This is a genomic window from Bacillus sp. 7_6_55CFAA_CT2, from assembly GCF_000238655.1.
Lineage (GTDB): Bacteria > Bacillota > Bacilli > Bacillales > Bacillaceae_G > Bacillus_A > Bacillus_A cereus.
The window spans coordinates 82,010-98,489 of the sequence record NZ_JH414714.1; the positions used below are offsets into that span (position 1 = coordinate 82,010).

The following is a 16,480-nucleotide window of genomic DNA, read 5'->3' on the forward strand; positions in this document are numbered from 1 at the left end:
TCACGCCTTTCTCTTTATGCTATTCGGTTGATATTATCTATTCTTTTGGAGCGCTTTTATATACGCTTTTTGAAATTTGTCCATTTGATATTACTGCTCCGTTTTGTGTTACTTTTTTATACGTAACCGCTGTGATTTTATCACTAGTCCTACTAATTACTTGGGAAGAAACTTCAACATTTTTACCAGTATTTGTACCGAAAATGCGTGTAGTAATACTACCTCCATTTGAAAATGCTTGAATATAAATATGATTGCCCGTATTATTTTTAAATTTTAAATCTGGACCATAATCTGCTACTGCTGCATCTTGCCCAAGTGGTAAATAATTTACCGGCATAGAATGATTGCTTCGAGAAACAATGCCTAAATCTGCCCTTAAAGCTGCGCTGTATAATGTACTACTGACTTGGCAAACTCCTCCGCCTGCACTTTGTATTACTTTACCTTGTGAATATACTGCTGCAGATTTGTAACCATGTGCAGCATCAGTTACGCCAACGCGGCCGTTAAAACTAAACGTTTCATCAGGTGCGACAATAACCCCACTTAAAGTATTGGCTGACTTATTTACGTTAAATGATTGATTTCCGTTACGGCCGGCCATTGGAGTAGAATATTCAGCGATGACTTCTTTAATACCCATTTTCTGTATGTCTTCTGTAGAACGTTCTGGTTTTATAAATGTAACTGGCAATGTAACATCTGATTTACCAGTAGTAATAGCTTCGTTTGTTAAATCGTTTAGTTTCCCTTTATCAATTTTTTCTCCGTTTTGGCTTTGACTAACATTTACTGTTGAGCCTTCAATACTCAATTCTGCATTAACAGGATTTTTTAATGTTTCATTATATTTATCTTTTATAAAGGTTTCATAAGCTGTTGCATTTAATTGTGGTGTTAATTTATAGTCACGTTTTAATTCACCGTTTTCAGCTTGCTTACGCATTTTGTAACGATTCATTACGTTTCCTTCTTGTTCTTTAAAGATTTTGTCAATAATATCTTTCTCTTTATAATTTACTCCTAAATCTTTCCATGTGTAAGTTTGTTTATCGTTTTGGAATATGTAGGTAAGGGATTTTTGATCTAATTCAGTTACCCTTTGATTAATAATTGCTTGAATATCTTTCTTATTTTTTCCATCGAGAGAAATACCTTCAAATGTAGTATTTGGTAATGCAGTAGTATCTAATTGATTATTTAATTTGGATACATATTGATATCCCCCAACACCGCCTACACAAAGTAATATGCCCCCAGCAATTGCAGAACCAATCAGTATTTTACTTAGCTTCATTTATTTCCCCCCAGAAATTTATGTATAAATATATGTATTACATTTTTTGTATAAAAATGATGAAAATAACATTATGTACGTACTAGTATACTATTATTTTCACTGTGTGTGTAATGTTTTCATAAAAAATGTTACATCGCTGTAATAATTGTCACTTCTTGTCACAATGTGTATGAAAAATATGTTGAAAAATATAATAAAAAGGCTGTCTAGAAAGATCTAGCAGCCTTTTTATTATAATTTTTTATGTTCATTTTTATTCGTAACACCGAGATGTTTTTGAAGGGTAGTTGAAATAGTGTCGACGCTTTTTTCATTTGGAACGTAATAATAAATACCACCTATATATTTATCTGTACCTTCTACTTGCATTTTTTCCATCTTTAAATTTGAATCCATTGAATTTTTTGTAATTGTCATCATATCATCAAAAGTTAAATTAGTTTTTAAATCCTTATCGACAGCGTCTAGTAGGCCACCGATTTTATTAATGGAATTAAGAGATAGTGCCTTTTCAGCAATGGCCTCTAATACAAGCTGTTGTCGTTGGCCACGCATATAATCACTATCGATATGACGAGTTCTAGCTAGCGCCAATGCTTCTTCTCCATTTAAATGTTGACGTCCTTTTTTAAGATGAATTGCATCTGCTTCATCTTTACTATTTTGCTCTGTGAACTCAACTGGAACGTCTACAGTAATACCACCAAGAGAATCAACAATTTTAATAAAGGATTTAAAGTTGAATTTTACATAGTAATCAACTGGAACATCTAAAAAGTTCTCTACCGTATCAATTGTGCTGTCTACACCACCGAATACGTGCGCATGTGTAATTTTATCGTATTTATCACGTGATTTAATGTAGACGCGTGAGTCACGTGGAATGCTTACAAGTTTAACGGATTTATCGTTTTTATTAATTGTTGCAAGTAATAACGCATCTGTTCGAGTCGCTTTTCCATAACCTTTTTCCCTAATTTCACTTTCATCAACACCCATAATAAGTACGGAAATGTTGTCGGTCATAGGTTTAACAGCTTTTTCACGTTTACTGGACTTATCTCCTCGACCTAGTTCAGCATAAGCATTATTTAAGACGGACTTTGCTTTACTGTATATATGGAAGGAATAGCCTCCTGCTCCAAGTCCTACAATTAGTAATGGAATAAGAAGGAACCAAAGTAGGCGTTTTTTCTTTGAGCGTCCTTTTTTGGCTCGCGTATCGTTGTTCGTGTCGGATTTCATCATTTTTTCTCCTTTAAAACTATCAAAGTGTATACATTTTGAAGTGTATTCAAACACATAAAAAATATTTTACGCTAAATAAAAGCGATTGTACATGTATAAAAAATAGATGTCTTGATTATTTATCCCGTATTAACGAGCAGTAAAACGCCCACCTCAAAGTCCAGTGAATACAATGAAGTTAGGTGGGAGATAACTGCCCGTAAATACCCGATTGGTGGAGGCTAATAGCCCCACTCTGATTAAAGTTTCACTTTATAAGACACCTATTCGTTATTGTATACAAAAGATAGGGATAAGAAAATGATAAAATTTTACCTAATTACAACATAATGCTTACGATAATTGCAGATAAAATACTAACGAGAGTAGCTCCATATAGTAATTTAAGGCCAAACCTCGCAACAACGTTTCCTTGTTCTTCGTTTAGTCCTTTTACCGCACCTGAAATAATACCAATGGAAGAAAAATTGGCAAAAGACACAAGGAAAACAGAAATAATACCAACTGTACGGGGAGAAAGGCTATTAGAAATTTTACTAAGGTCCATCATTGCGACAAATTCATTCGTTACAAGCTTCGTTGCCATAATGCTGCCAGCTGCTACAATTTCAGAGCTTGGTACACCGATAAGGAATGCGATAGGTGCAAATACGTAGCCAATTAATTGTTGGAACGTAATACCGAATATAATGAGGAACAAGTCATTAATACAACTAATTAATGCGACAAATCCGATGAGCATAGCGCCGACAACAATGGCTACACGAAAACCATCAAGAATGTATTCTCCAAGCATTTCAAAAAAGCTTTGTTTTTCACCTTTGATTTCTAAAATATCTTCATCATCTTTAACGTCGTAAGGGTTAATGATGAGTACGATAATAAAACCGCTAAATAAATTGAGAACGAGTGCAGTTACTACATACTTAGGTTCAATCATTGTCATATAGGCACCTACGATAGACATAGATACGGTTGACATAGCGGAGGCACAAAGTGTATAAAGACGGTGTTTTGGAATTTGAGCTAATTGCTTTTTCACTGTAATAAAAACTTCTGATTGGCCGACAATGGCAGAAGCGATAGCGTTGTAAGATTCTAATTTCCCAAGACCATTTATTTTACTAAGAAAGTACCCGATCCAACGAATGAAAAATGGTAGTATTTTGAAATGTTGTAATATACCAATTAAAACAGAAATAAAGACGATTGGTAATAATACAGTAAGGAAAAATGGCATTTCACCTTTATTTGCAAGACCACCAAATACGAAATTTATTCCATTAGCAGCATACTCGAGTAGCTTTGTAAACAAACTGGAAATGATTCTAATAAGTATGAGGCCGATTTCTGTATTTAATAGTAAATAGGTTAAAATTAACTGTATAATAAGCATGATAAAAATTGGTTTAAATTTAATATGCTTCTTATTATTGCTAGCAATATAAGCGAGCAAGAAAACAACAATTAATCCGACGAAAAAAGTAATGAATTTCATGGTAAGCCCCCTAAAAGAGATATTCTGCTATATATGTTTTTCATTTCAAGGGAGAATATGCATCTTTGGTAAAGAAAGGAATAGAGAGAGTATGAATATATGTAGAGTACATCACGTTGCAATTATTTGTTCGAATTATGAGACGTCAAAGGATTTTTATACTAGAATATTAGGGTTTAAAGAAATGAATGAAGTATATAGAAAGGAACGAGATTCTTATAAATTAGATTTATGTGTAGGAGAAGAGTATCAAATCGAATTATTTTCATTTCCAAATCCGCCTGAGCGCAAAAGTTTTCCAGAAGCAGCCGGTCTTAGACATTTAGCATTTGCTGTTACAAATATAGAAGAAGCTGTGAAGCATTTAAATCAATGTGGTGTTGAGATCGAACCGATCCGTATTGATGAAATAACGGGGAAGAAATTCGTCTTTTTCCAAGACCCTGATGGTTTACCTTTAGAATTGTATGAGGTTTGAAAATTGGTGGATTTTATATAGAGTTGCTTTCCAATAATTGAAGAAACTAAAGTGAAACTTCTTTTTAAAAGGAGGTGTAACTTTAGCTAAGAAAGCTAAAGAGCATATGTGGATATTTTAAAATTATTGATGGTAGTAATTCTTATTGGGTTAACAGCATTTTTTGTGGCTGTTGAATTTGCAATTATTAAGGTACGTAGCAGTCGTATTGATCAACTCGTTAGCGAAAAAAGACGAGGTGCACTGGCCGCTAAAAAGGTAACTACAAATTTAGATGAATATTTATCGGCCTGTCAGCTAGGTATTACAATTACTGCTTTAGGGCTCGGGTGGTTAGGGGAACCAACCATTAAACATTTACTCGAGCCGTTGTTTTTAAAATTGCAATTCTCACCTACAATTTCCAGTACAGTTTCATTTATTATTGCCTTTGCAGTAATTACATTTTTACATGTTGTCATTGGGGAACTTGCTCCAAAGACATTTGCTATACAAAAAGCAGAACAAGTTAGCTTATTGTTATCTAAACCACTTATTTATTTTTACCGAGTTATGTATCCGTTTATTTGGGCTTTGAATGGTTCAGCGAGGGTTGTAACTGGTTTATTCGGATTACATCCAGCTTCTGAACATGAAGTAGCTCATTCAGAAGAAGAATTAAGGTTAATCTTATCTGAGAGCTATGAGAGCGGAGAGATTAACCAAAGGGAATTTAAATATGTAAATAATATTTTTGAATTTGATAATAGAGTAGCAAAAGAAATTATGGTACCTCGTACGGAAGTTGTAGGCTTATATGAGGACGAACCATTTGAAACACATATTAAAGTAATCGCGCAAGAAAAGTACACGAGATATCCTGTATTTGGTGAAGATAAAGATGAAATTATTGGGATGGTTAATGTAAAAGATTTATTTATTCGTTATATGGATGGTAGTCGGGACGAGGAGTGCTCGATTATGCCATATACAAGGCCAGTTATTGAAGTGCTAGAAAATATTCCAATTCATGATTTACTATTACAAATGCAAAGAAAACACATTCCATTAGCTGTATTGTATGATGAATATGGTGGTACAGCAGGGATTGTTACACTAGAAGATATTTTAGAAGAAATTGTTGGAGAAATTCGAGATGAATACGATGAAGATGAGAATCCACCTATAGAGCATGTAAGTGAAGGTTATAAAATCGTAGAGGGAAAAGTGCTTATTAGTGAAGTAAATGATTTGCTTGGCATACATTTAATTGCTGATGATGTAGATACAATTGGTGGCTGGATTATGGTACAAAAACAAATCGTTGCTGAAGGAGATATTATTGAGAAACACGGTTTTTATTTTAAAGTCCTTGAAAAGGATATGCATCAAATTAAACGAGTGGAAATAAGGAAAGTAGAAGAATGATTTTCTATAAACTTTAATAAAAAGGATATACAGAAAAATAAATGTTTGCGCTTTCAAAAAAGGTACTATATAGTGAAGGTGGATACTGAAAAATTCTTCTGAATGATACTCGTGTTTTTAGAGGGCGGATTTTTTGGATAAGGATTTAGAATGAAAAAGTATAGGTGATAAAAATGATAGCAACGAAGGATATACGTATAGAAAAAGATTTTTTAGGTGAAAAAGAAGTACCAAGTGCAGCTTATTATGGTGTACAAACATTACGTGCCGTAGAAAACTTCCCAATTACAGGATATCGCATTCATCCATCACTCATTACAGCAATGGCAATTGTGAAAAAAGCGGCGGCACTTGCGAATATAGATACTGGTTACTTAGCTAAAGACATTGGACATGAAATTGCAGAAGCAGCGCAAGAAATTGTTGATGGAAAGTTTCATGATCAATTTATCGTGGACCCTATTCAAGGCGGAGCCGGAACTTCTATTAATATGAATACAAATGAAGTAATTGCGAATAGAGCGTTAGAACGTATGGGATATGAAAAAGGGGCGTATGCAAAAATTAGTCCAAACACTCATGTGAACATGGCCCAATCAACGAACGATGCGTTTCCGACAGGAATTCATATTGCAACTCTTATGATGTTAGAAAAGCTTCTTATTACAATGGAAGAACTTCATTCTGCTTTTCGTAAAAAAGCAAAAGAGTTTGATCACGTTATTAAAATGGGACGCACACATTTACAAGATGCAGTTCCAATTCGCCTTGGACAAGAATTTGAAGCGTATAGCCGAGTGCTTGCGCGTGATATAAAAAGAATTAAACAGTCTCGTCAACATTTATATGAAGTGAATATGGGGGCGACAGCTGTTGGTACAGGATTAAATGCAAATCCTACGTATATTGAACAAGTAGTAAAACATTTAAGAACGTTTAGTGGATTCCCACTTGTTGGTGCAGAGCATTTAGTTGATGCAACGCAAAATACAGATGCATACACAGAAGTATCTGCAGCACTTAAAGTATGCATGATGAACATGTCTAAAATTGCAAACGATCTTCGTATTATGGCGTCTGGGCCACGTGTTGGGTTAGCTGAAATTCAATTGCCAGCACGTCAGCCGGGTTCATCGATTATGCCAGGTAAAGTAAATCCAGTTATGGCAGAAGTGATTAACCAAGTCGCATTCCAAGTAATCGGAAACGATCATACAATTTGCTTAGCATCAGAAGCAGGACAATTAGAGTTAAACGTAATGGAGCCTGTGCTTGTATTTAATTTAATTCAATCTATAAGTATTATGAATAATGGATTCCGTGTATTCCGTGAATATTGTATTGAAGGAATTACAGCAAATGAAGAATTGCTGAAGCAATATGTTGAGAAAAGTGTTGGAATTATTACAGCAGTTAATCCTCATATTGGTTATGAAGCAGCATCTCGTATTGCACGTGAAGCAATTGAAACAGGAAAATCTGTTAGGGAGTTATGTTTAGAACATGGCGTACTGACAGAAGAGGAATTGGATATTATTTTAGATCCATTCGAAATGACTCACCCTGAAATTGCTGGAGCTTCTTTATTAAAAAATAAAAAAATGTAATGTGAAAAACACCGATCCATTTGGATCGGTGTTTTATTTTTAAAAGATATTAAATACAGCGTTTAATTGAAGTAAGCTAATAACAGCTAAGAAGATTAAACTGTATTTCATTGCTGTTTTAAATAGAGCAGATTCTTTACCAACTAGTCCAACTGCGGCACAAGCAACTGCTACAGATTGTGGTGAAACCATTTTTGCCATTGTACCACCTACTACGTTTAAGGCAACGAGTGTAGAAGGAACGATGTTTAACTGGTCTGCTGTTACTGCTTGAAGTGGTGCGAATAAAGAACCACTTGAAACTACTGAACCTGTAATGAATACGCCAATCCATCCTAAGATTGGAGAAAGAACTGGGAATGCATTACCAGTAGAAGAGAATGCAAGTCCAAGTGTAGATGACATACCAGAGTAGTTCTCTACGTAAGCTAACGCGATAACGCTACAAATTGTATATACTGGAGCTTTTAATTCTTTCATTGTTTCAATCATTAATTCTTTAACCATTTTACCTTTTACGCGGTAAACGATAAGTGAAACGATAATTGCTAGTACAATCGCAGTAGTTGTAGAAGAGAATACATCAAATTTGAAAACAGCTGCGAAAGGTGTATCAGCTTTTGTAATTGGTGTAGTTTTCATAACAGCATTATGAAGACCAGGGAACTGAATGTTAAATACTAAGTTTGCTAACGCACCATCTGGAGCAAATAAAGCTTTAACCGGTTTTAAGTTAAAGATTGTTACAAATGCAGTTAAGAATACGAATGGAGACCAAGCATATAAAATTTGATTGAATGTATGTGATACTTTAGTTTCTTGTTTTTCTTCTTTAGTAGAAGATTTTGGTTGCCAAACACGTAAGAATAATGCAAGAGCAATCATACTTACAACGGCTGCGAAAATATTAGTAAGTTCTGCGCCTAAGAAGTAAGTTACAGCGAATTGAGTAATAGCGAAAGAAACACCACTTACAAGAATACCTTGCCAAGTTTCTTTAATACCTTTAATTCCATCGACCATTGAAACAAGTAAGAAAGGTAAGATAACACTAATGAAAGGTAAAATAAGAACAGTTTGACGACCAATAGTTAATGCGTCAAGTTGAGTTAATTGTGCTGGTACTGTAACTGGAATACCCATAGCACCCATAGCACCACCAGCAATATTAGCTACTAAACAAATACCTGCTGCTTTTAATGGATTAAAGCCCATACCTACAAGTAGTGCAGCTGTAATAGCAACTGGAACCCCTAGACCAGCTGCGCCTTCTAAGAAAGCACCGAAAGAATAAGCGATTAATAATACTTGTAAACGTTGATCATTTGTAATGCTTGAAATACTATCGCGAATAATATTGAATTGCTCTGTTTTAACAGTTAATTTGTAAAGGAAAATTGCAGCGATAACGATAGTACAAATTGGATAAAATCCAGATAAAACACCGAATCCGGCAGATGCTACAGCTACTGTTGCTGGCATTTTATAAACAAATATTGCAAGGATAATAGCGACAATCACACTATAAAGACCAGCCATGTAACTTTTCATTTTGAATCCCATTAAACAAATGATGAAACAAAAGATTGGAAGTGCTGCGATTAGTGCAGATAACCAAATATTGTTTAACGGGTCATAAATTTGTGTCCAAGTACTCATAATAATGACAACTCCTATCTATTATATGTGAAGAAATTCACATTATTTGTGAAACAATTCACAATCAACTTACATGCTTAGTATATTCTCCTTCAACACTATTGTCAACGTAAAAAAGTATAATTATTCCATAATAGTGTTAAAAGAAAAGCTTTGTTCATAAAGTAGACAAAAAACACACTCAAATGAATTTAAGTGTGCTGTATAAACTATTTGCATATTATTTTGCTTATTCAGATGGCATGTTCCTTATAGGCGTATATTAGATGAAGTCTTTTATATTAAGTATAAAGTTTGATATATGCAATTATCTGTCCTGTTTGATCTAGCGGGGGGAACGGTGAGTGGATTTAATAGGAAGTTTTGCACAACAATCCAACCGCTTGCAATACGAATAAAAAATAAGAAACAAATTTTTAATATCACATCATCTCTTTTTACTGAAAATTCCTTTTAGCGTAACAAAGAGGTTAATTATAGTTCAACTACATTACGATAGGTTATCAATTATAGACGGTATTTTACAATACCGTTACTGTGCATTTCAATGAGGTGAAAATATAACAAAAAGCCTGATAAAACAACGTTTGCAAGCAAAGTATTCGTAGGCCATTATTTTGCTTTTTCGTTATATCATATAGTATAATATTCAAAATCAGCAAGGATTTTTTCCTGAATTTTTGCTGATAAAGATGGAAAAATTTTTCGGCTTTATAGGTTGATAAAGTTATGTCGTAACAGGAAATATAAGAACAGATATATAAATAAATAAAAAGAACATAAAAACGCAAATAAAAACGAAAATGAGGGGAACTTTATGAGCCAAAATCAATTCGAATGTCGTATTTCAGAAGAAGATGTACAAATGTTAAGAGCGTTAGCTCACCCACTTCGTCTACGTCTAGTAATGGAACTTATGCAAAGAGGAACATGTAATGTAACACAGCTACAGGAAGTATTAGAAATTCCACAATCAACTGTTTCACAACATTTAACGAAGTTAAAGCAAAATAAAGTAGTACGCTTTGAAAGACGAGGATTAGAAGTGTATTATCAAATCCATAATGATAAAGTAAGTGCAGTAGTAAAAACATTATTTTCTTAAAATTTGAATATTATGGAAAAAGACGTGTAGCATATACGTCTTTTTTTATTTGTCAGAAAGGTAGCGAGAGAGTAAATATTAGCATGTGAGGAAGAAATGACTATCAATCAACATGCTGCCTTACGGAATATATTCTAAAAGGAAAAGAAAAAATAGAAAGGAGTGTAGTAAGCAAAAGGAGGGATATTAGTATGGATGTGAAACGTGTGAAACAAATCTTATCTTCTTCAAGTAGAATTGAAGTTACATATGAGGGCGTACCAGTATGGATTGAGAGCTGTGATGAGCAGAAGGGGAGTGCTCAAGTGTATGATGTATCTAATCCTGGTGAGAGCGTTCATGTGGACGTGACAGCTTTAGAGGAGAAATAATAAAAAAGACGCTTCTAATTTTAGAAGCGTCTTTTTGTTATTCCATCATATGTGCAATTTTCTTAGAGAACATAAGAAGTACTAATCCCAGTACAATTACGATAATACCGATGCTTGCGAATACTTCTAAATATCCTAAAGATTGAGTGAAAGCGGCTAATTGTCCTGCTAATAAGTTTGCGAAGCCAGTACCAGCTAACCATACACCCATTAATAATGATGCTAATTTAACAGGAGCAATTGCACTTACCATAGATAATCCGATCGGTGATAAGAATAACTCACCGATTGTGTGGAACATGTAAGTGAATACAATGAATAGTAAATTTGCTTTCATTGTAATGTTACCTTCATCGCTACCAGTTTTTAAAACAGCTAAAGTTAGAACTAAATATCCAATCCCTAGTAAAATCATGCCTAATGCCATTTTTGTTGGGATTTTCAAATCGCCATTTTTTGTTTTTGAAAGCTTAATCCATAACGCAGAAACAGGTAATGCTAGTAAGATAATGAATAGTGGGTTTACAGATTGGAACCAAGGTGTTGGAATTGTAAATCCACCAATTGTACGATCTACGAACTTATCTGTGTAAAGTGTTAAAGAACTACCAGCTTGCTCAAATCCTGCCCAGAAGAATACTACGAAACAAGTTAAAATTAAAATTGCAGCAGTACGTTTTTTCTCTTGTGTTGTTAAAGGTTTTTTCTCAATTGCTTTTGCATTTTTTTCTTTAGATTGTTTACCTACAACAGTTGTTCCGATAGACCCTAAGTAACGAGGTGCTAAGAAATTAAAGGCAAGCTGCCCAATAATCATACCGATACAAGCTGTTAAGAAACCGTATCTATAATCTGCGAAGTAACCGCAAATGAATGGAGCGATAAGAGCCCCTAAGTTAATCCCCATGTAGAAGATAGTGAAGGCACTATCACGACGAGAATCATTTTCGCTATATAATTGACCTAATAAAGTCGAAATATTTGGTTTGAAGAATCCGTTACCAATAACTAATAATCCTAATCCTAAGAAAAGTCCAGTTTTTGTGTTCATTGAGAATAATACAAAGTTACCAATTGCCATGATGATACCACCAATAGTAATGGCATGTCGCTTCGTAATGAAATGGTCAGTTAACCAACCACCAATAATAGGTGTGAAGTATACTAACATTGTGAAAATACCGTAAATTTGAACTGCAACTGCTTTATCAAATCCTAAACCGCCGCTTACTAAGCTCGTTGTTAAATAAAGAACTAATAAGCCACGCATTCCGTAATAACTAAATCTTTCCCATGCTTCTGTAAAGAACAACAAGTATAACCCTGGTGGATGTTTTTTTGGTGATTGTTGCTCTCCAGCTTTGTCTAATTTTAAAGCTGCATCCATGTTTGTTTCCCCCTAATCCTGTATAACGGATATTTATGTAATCATTTTAATTTACAAAATATTTAGAAGTCAATAGAATTATATGGAAATAGAAAGAAAATTTCTAAAAAAGTTCTATTTTTCTTCGACCGTTACTGTATTTTGCCCTGAAAACGAGATGATAAGCGTTTTCAAATGTAATAATTGAATTCTAAAAGAAAATAAAATAGTGATTAATCAGAAAATTTAGATTAAAACATTTATTCTGATATAAAGAAAATATATTCTATTTACTTTCTCAATATAACATATTGGGAATAAAAATACAAAACGAAATAATGTGACATTTAAGTGAATTGAAAAATAACCAGCTCCACAGAAGGGAGCTGGTTAAGGAAGTATTATTTAACAAAGCGTTTTTCAATGTCATCTAATAGTAGGTTAGCGGCCATTACGCCACCAGCTGTATTCCAAATAACGTCATCAACTTTGTATGCTTTACCATTTTTTACTACATTTAAATTTTTAAATAGAGGATCGTTTATATACTCTTTTTCTAGTTCAGATCCTTTTTTCTCATTTCCTTTATCGAATGTGAAGTAGAATAATACGTCACCATCCATAGCAGAAATACGCTCTTTAGATACGTTACGCTCTGCAAAATCATCTTTATTTTGATCTCCAGGACGTTTAAATCCAAGTTCTTTTAAAATAACACCAGAGAATGTATCGCCATGATAAATACGAACATCACCAGGCATGAAACGAACCATAGAGATTTCTTGGTTTACTTTATCGCCAAGTTTGCCTTTTAAATCTTTTATACGTGATTCGTAATCAGCTACAACTTTTTGACCTTCTTTTTCTTTATTTAATGCTTTTGCATAAAATTTGAAGTTATCTTTCCATTCACCACGTAATGTTTCTGAGAACACAGTAGGTGCAATTGCTTTTAGTTGTTCGTACACTTTTTCGTGGCGCATTTTATTACCGATAATTAAGTCTGGTTTTAAAGAAGCAATTGTTTCAACGTTAACTTGTCCTTCATCACCAACAACTTTTACATCTTTCATTTTATCCTTAATATGTGGATACCATGGGTCACCAGTCCAAGACTTTACAGCACCAACTGGTTTCACACCTAATTCAAGTAAAGCTTCAGTTCCTTCATTTGTTAAGATAACTACACGTTTTGGATTAGCAGGAACTTCTGTTTTACCCATTGCATGTTCTACAGTAACCACTTCTTTTTTATTATCTTCTTTTGTAGATTCTTCTTTGTTATTTGATTTTCCACAAGCGCTTAAAAGCATTGAAAATGCTAGTAAAAATACAAATACTGTAAACGATTTCTTCCGCATGAAATTCATTATGTACCCCCTACATGTTGAGAATATTTTTCAATAGCAAGCATGATATTAAGCCTTTATCTTTTGATTGTCAATACATATGGGTGAAAATAATTCTCATTTCCGTTGACAATGAGAATTAAGTTGAAATACACTAACAACGTATCATTATACATTGAAGGGGAAACGCTGCATGTTATTAAAAACAAATCGAGCAAAATGGATTGGATTATTTGTTGGAATCATTGCAGTCGTTATTTGTATTTGGGGAAGTATTATTTTCGGGTATACAAATACGAGTTGGAAACTAGCATTGGATGCTTTTTTCCATTTTAACGGTTCCAATGAACATATTATTATTCAAAATGTACGTCTGCCTAGGGCGTTAATTGCAGCTAGTGTTGGTGCTAGTTTAGCCATTGCTGGTTGTCTTATGCAAACTTTAACTAAGAATCCACTTGCTTCTCCAGATTTTATTGGATTAAATTCAGGTGCTGCGTTCTTCATAGTTGTAGCAATTGTAATCTTTTCAGTAACATCATTATCAGCTTTCACATGGATTGCCTTTTTAGGAGCGGCGGTTGCAGCTGTACTTGTATTTGCTTCTAGTTCTTTAGGAAAAGAAGGAACTACTCCTCTTAAGTTAACGTTAGCAGGGGTCGCAATTAGTGCGTTATTTTCATCATTAACACAAGGATTACTTGTGTTAAATGAAAAAGCACTTGAAGAGGTATTATTTTGGCTTGCTGGATCTGTGCAAGGGAGAAAGTTAGAAATTTTACAATCTGTATTCCCATATTTATTAATAGGATGGATTGCATCTCTTATGATGGCAGGGAAAGTAAATACATTGATGATGGGAGAAGACGTCGCGAAAGGACTTGGACAACGAACAATTTTAATGAAATCATTCGTGTTACTTATTATTGTACTGTTGTCTGGTGGTTCGGTTGCGGTTGCTGGCCCAATTGGATTTATTGGAATTATTACTCCGCATTTTGCGAGATTTCTTGTTGGAGTTGACCACAGATGGAGAGTGCCTTATAGCGGATTGTTAGGTGCAATACTACTAATATTGGCTGATATAGCAGCAAGATATGTCATTATGCCACAAGAAGTACCAGTAGGAGTTATGACAGCATTTATTGGAGCTCCATTCTTTATTTATATTGCACGTAAGAGAGGGCTTAGCAAATGAAGAAATATATTCCGTTTCGTATAGGAAAAGGTGAGCTCTCGTTTTTAATGTATAAACGAGCTTGTCTCGTCTTGTTAAGTTTACTAGTTGTTTTAATAGGATTATTCTTTGCGAGCGCAGGTATGGGAGACATGAAAATTGCTCCTTATGACGTATGGCAAGCAATTACTGGAAATGGCGATGCGATGTCAAATATGGTTGTGAATAAGTTTCGTATGCCACGTATTTTAATTGCTATCCTCGTAGGAATTGCGCTTGCTGTAGCAGGATGTATTTTACAAGGTCTCGTTCGAAATCCACTTGCTTCTCCGGATATCATCGGGATTACGGGCGGGGCAAGTGTTGCAGTTGTATTGTTTTTAGCTATATTTAGTGATAAAAATAATGCGCTAACTGTAAGTATTCATTATATGCCGTTAGCAGCCTTTGTTGGGGCAACGATTGTGGCGCTTTTTGTATATTTATTTGCATGGAGAAATGACGGGTTATCGCCGATTAGTCTTGTTTTAATTGGTGTGGGGTTTTGGGCATTAACGAAAGCGGCAACGACTTTGTTTATGTTGTTAGCACCAATTTATCAAGCGAGTCAAGCGAATGTATGGATTACAGGTACTGTTTATGGTTCTTCATGGCAAAACGTTATGGTGCTTGCACCGTGGGTTCTCATTTTAACGGTAATATCATTTATAGCTGCTAGACATTTAAATGCGCAAGAGCTAGGGGATGATATTGCGGTAGGACTTGGTGTTCCTTTAACGAAGTCACGCGTATTCATGTTATTACTTAGTACGGCTTTAATTGGGGGAGCAGTTGCCTTCGCCGGAGGAATTGGATTTGTCGGTTTAATGGCACCTCATATTTCACGAAGGCTAGTTGGTTCTTTATACGGTGCATTACTCCCAGTTGCAGCTATTGTTGGTGCAATTCTAGTACTTGCTGCAGATTTAATTGGGCGTACAGTTTTCACACCACTTGAAATTCCAGCAGGGGTATTTACATCAGCAATTGGTGCACCTTATTTTATTTATTTACTTTATAAAAGTCGGAATTCATAAAGGGAGATGAATATGCAAAAAGCATTGGAGACGAAACGTTTGACGTTGTCTTATGGTGAAACAATTATTATCGATGAGTTGAATTTAGAAATTCCAAAAGGTGAAATTACAATCTTTATCGGTTCCAACGGTTGCGGGAAATCAACTTTATTACGTTCACTAGCTAGATTATTAAAGCCAACAACTGGTGACATTTTGTTAGATAATCAAGCTATTCAAAGTATGCAAACGAAGCAAATTGCTCGTCAAATGGCGATTTTACCGCAAGGACCGCAAGCACCTGAAGGGCTTACAGTATTGCAACTTGTAAAACAAGGACGCTATCCATATCAAACATGGCTGAAACAGTGGTCAGAAAAAGATGAGGAAATGGTACAGAAGGCACTTGCAGCAACAGGTATGACAGAATTTGCTGAGCGTGATGTGCATGCTCTTTCAGGTGGACAACGACAACGTGCTTGGATTGCAATGACGCTTGCACAAGATACAGATATTATTTTACTGGATGAGCCTACTACATATTTAGATATGACTCACCAAATTGAAGTGCTAGATTTATTATTCGAATTAAATGAAACAGAACAAAGAACAATTGTTATGGTATTACACGATTTAAATTTAGCATGTCGCTATGCAGATAACATTGTAGCCATTCAAGATAAACAAATATATGCACAAGGTAAACCTGAAGAAGTGGTAGATGAGAAACTAGTACGTGATGTATTCCGAATGGAGTGTCAAATTAGTACGGATCCGTTATTTGGAACACCGCTTTGTATACCTCACGGAAGAGGAAGACGTGTAGTTAAAGAAGTTGCTCAGGCAATGAGATAAAA

At 34.7% G+C, this 16,480-nt stretch carries 14 protein-coding genes; 8 read left to right on the forward strand and 6 right to left on the reverse strand.

Annotation, left to right across the window (positions count from 1 at the left end; translation table 11 throughout):
- Positions 1-37: 37 nt before the first annotated feature.
- The 3 genes from HMPREF1014_RS26090 to HMPREF1014_RS26100 form a co-directional block, all read right to left on the reverse strand.
- A complete protein-coding gene (locus HMPREF1014_RS26090) occupies positions 38-1,300 on the reverse strand; it encodes a VanW family protein (RefSeq protein WP_000777361.1) in 1,263 nt (420 codons plus the stop codon).
- Between the two features lie 234 nt (positions 1,301-1,534).
- The gene (locus HMPREF1014_RS26095; protein ID WP_009327622.1) at positions 1,535-2,551 is read right to left on the reverse strand and encodes an LCP family protein; all 1,017 of its coding nucleotides are present in this window, start codon (positions 2,549-2,551) and stop codon (positions 1,535-1,537) included.
- A 319-nt stretch (positions 2,552-2,870) separates the two neighbouring features.
- Positions 2,871-4,049, reverse strand: a complete 1,179-nt coding sequence (locus tag HMPREF1014_RS26100; protein WP_000668870.1) for a NupC/NupG family nucleoside CNT transporter — start codon at positions 4,047-4,049, stop codon at positions 2,871-2,873.
- A 91-nt stretch (positions 4,050-4,140) separates the two neighbouring features.
- Between HMPREF1014_RS26100 and gloA2 the strand changes: the two genes are divergently transcribed.
- The 3 genes from gloA2 to aspA all read left to right on the forward strand — a co-directional run bounded on the left by gloA2 (position 4,141) and on the right by aspA (position 7,541).
- Entirely contained in the window at positions 4,141-4,527 is a 387-nt protein-coding gene (gene gloA2, locus HMPREF1014_RS26105) for an SMU1112c/YaeR family gloxylase I-like metalloprotein (protein ID WP_001017678.1), read from the forward strand.
- A 108-nt stretch (positions 4,528-4,635) separates the two neighbouring features.
- A complete protein-coding gene (locus HMPREF1014_RS26110) occupies positions 4,636-5,934 on the forward strand; it encodes a hemolysin family protein (RefSeq protein ID WP_000353324.1) in 1,299 nt (432 codons plus the stop codon).
- 173 nt (positions 5,935-6,107) lie between these two features.
- The gene (gene aspA / locus HMPREF1014_RS26115) at positions 6,108-7,541 is read left to right on the forward strand and encodes an aspartate ammonia-lyase (protein WP_000562130.1); all 1,434 of its coding nucleotides are present in this window, start codon (positions 6,108-6,110) and stop codon (positions 7,539-7,541) included.
- 39 nt (positions 7,542-7,580) lie between these two features.
- On the opposite strand, the gene HMPREF1014_RS26120 is transcribed toward aspA, so the two are convergent.
- Positions 7,581-9,200 (reverse strand): L-lactate permease, encoded by a 1,620-nt coding sequence (locus HMPREF1014_RS26120; RefSeq protein WP_000109102.1) that lies wholly within the window; start codon positions 9,198-9,200, stop codon positions 7,581-7,583.
- Between the two features lie 817 nt (positions 9,201-10,017).
- Between HMPREF1014_RS26120 and HMPREF1014_RS26125 the strand changes: the two genes are divergently transcribed.
- A complete protein-coding gene (locus tag HMPREF1014_RS26125) occupies positions 10,018-10,305 on the forward strand; it encodes an ArsR/SmtB family transcription factor (RefSeq protein WP_000081428.1) in 288 nt (95 codons plus the stop codon).
- 191 nt (positions 10,306-10,496) lie between these two features.
- The gene (locus tag HMPREF1014_RS26130; RefSeq protein WP_000382687.1) at positions 10,497-10,676 is read left to right on the forward strand and encodes an acid-soluble spore protein H; all 180 of its coding nucleotides are present in this window, start codon (positions 10,497-10,499) and stop codon (positions 10,674-10,676) included.
- A gap of 37 nt (positions 10,677-10,713) precedes the next feature.
- Here the strand turns inward: HMPREF1014_RS26130 and HMPREF1014_RS26135 are convergent, their stop codons facing one another.
- Both HMPREF1014_RS26135 and HMPREF1014_RS26140 read right to left on the reverse strand, forming a co-directional pair.
- Complete coding sequence (locus HMPREF1014_RS26135; protein WP_000338314.1) at positions 10,714-12,063, reverse strand: peptide MFS transporter; 1,350 nt, start codon at positions 12,061-12,063, stop codon at positions 10,714-10,716.
- A gap of 380 nt (positions 12,064-12,443) precedes the next feature.
- Positions 12,444-13,412, reverse strand: a complete 969-nt coding sequence (locus HMPREF1014_RS26140; protein ID WP_001010275.1) for an ABC transporter substrate-binding protein — start codon at positions 13,410-13,412, stop codon at positions 12,444-12,446.
- Between the two features lie 172 nt (positions 13,413-13,584).
- Here HMPREF1014_RS26140 and HMPREF1014_RS26145 point away from each other — a divergent pair, with 172 nt between their 5' ends.
- The 3 genes from HMPREF1014_RS26145 to HMPREF1014_RS26155 are packed head-to-tail and all read left to right on the forward strand — an operon-like array spanning position 13,585 to position 16,478.
- Positions 13,585-14,589, forward strand: coding sequence for a FecCD family ABC transporter permease (locus HMPREF1014_RS26145; protein ID WP_000925232.1), 1,005 nt, complete (start codon positions 13,585-13,587; stop codon positions 14,587-14,589).
- Positions 14,586-15,644, forward strand: coding sequence for a FecCD family ABC transporter permease (locus tag HMPREF1014_RS26150; RefSeq protein WP_000760054.1), 1,059 nt, complete (start codon positions 14,586-14,588; stop codon positions 15,642-15,644). Before HMPREF1014_RS26145 ends, HMPREF1014_RS26150 begins: the two co-directional genes overlap by 4 nt.
- Positions 15,645-15,656: 12 nt before the next feature.
- Positions 15,657-16,478, forward strand: coding sequence for an ABC transporter ATP-binding protein (locus HMPREF1014_RS26155; RefSeq protein ID WP_001167962.1), 822 nt, complete (start codon positions 15,657-15,659; stop codon positions 16,476-16,478).
- The last annotated feature ends 2 nt before the right edge of the window (positions 16,479-16,480 follow it).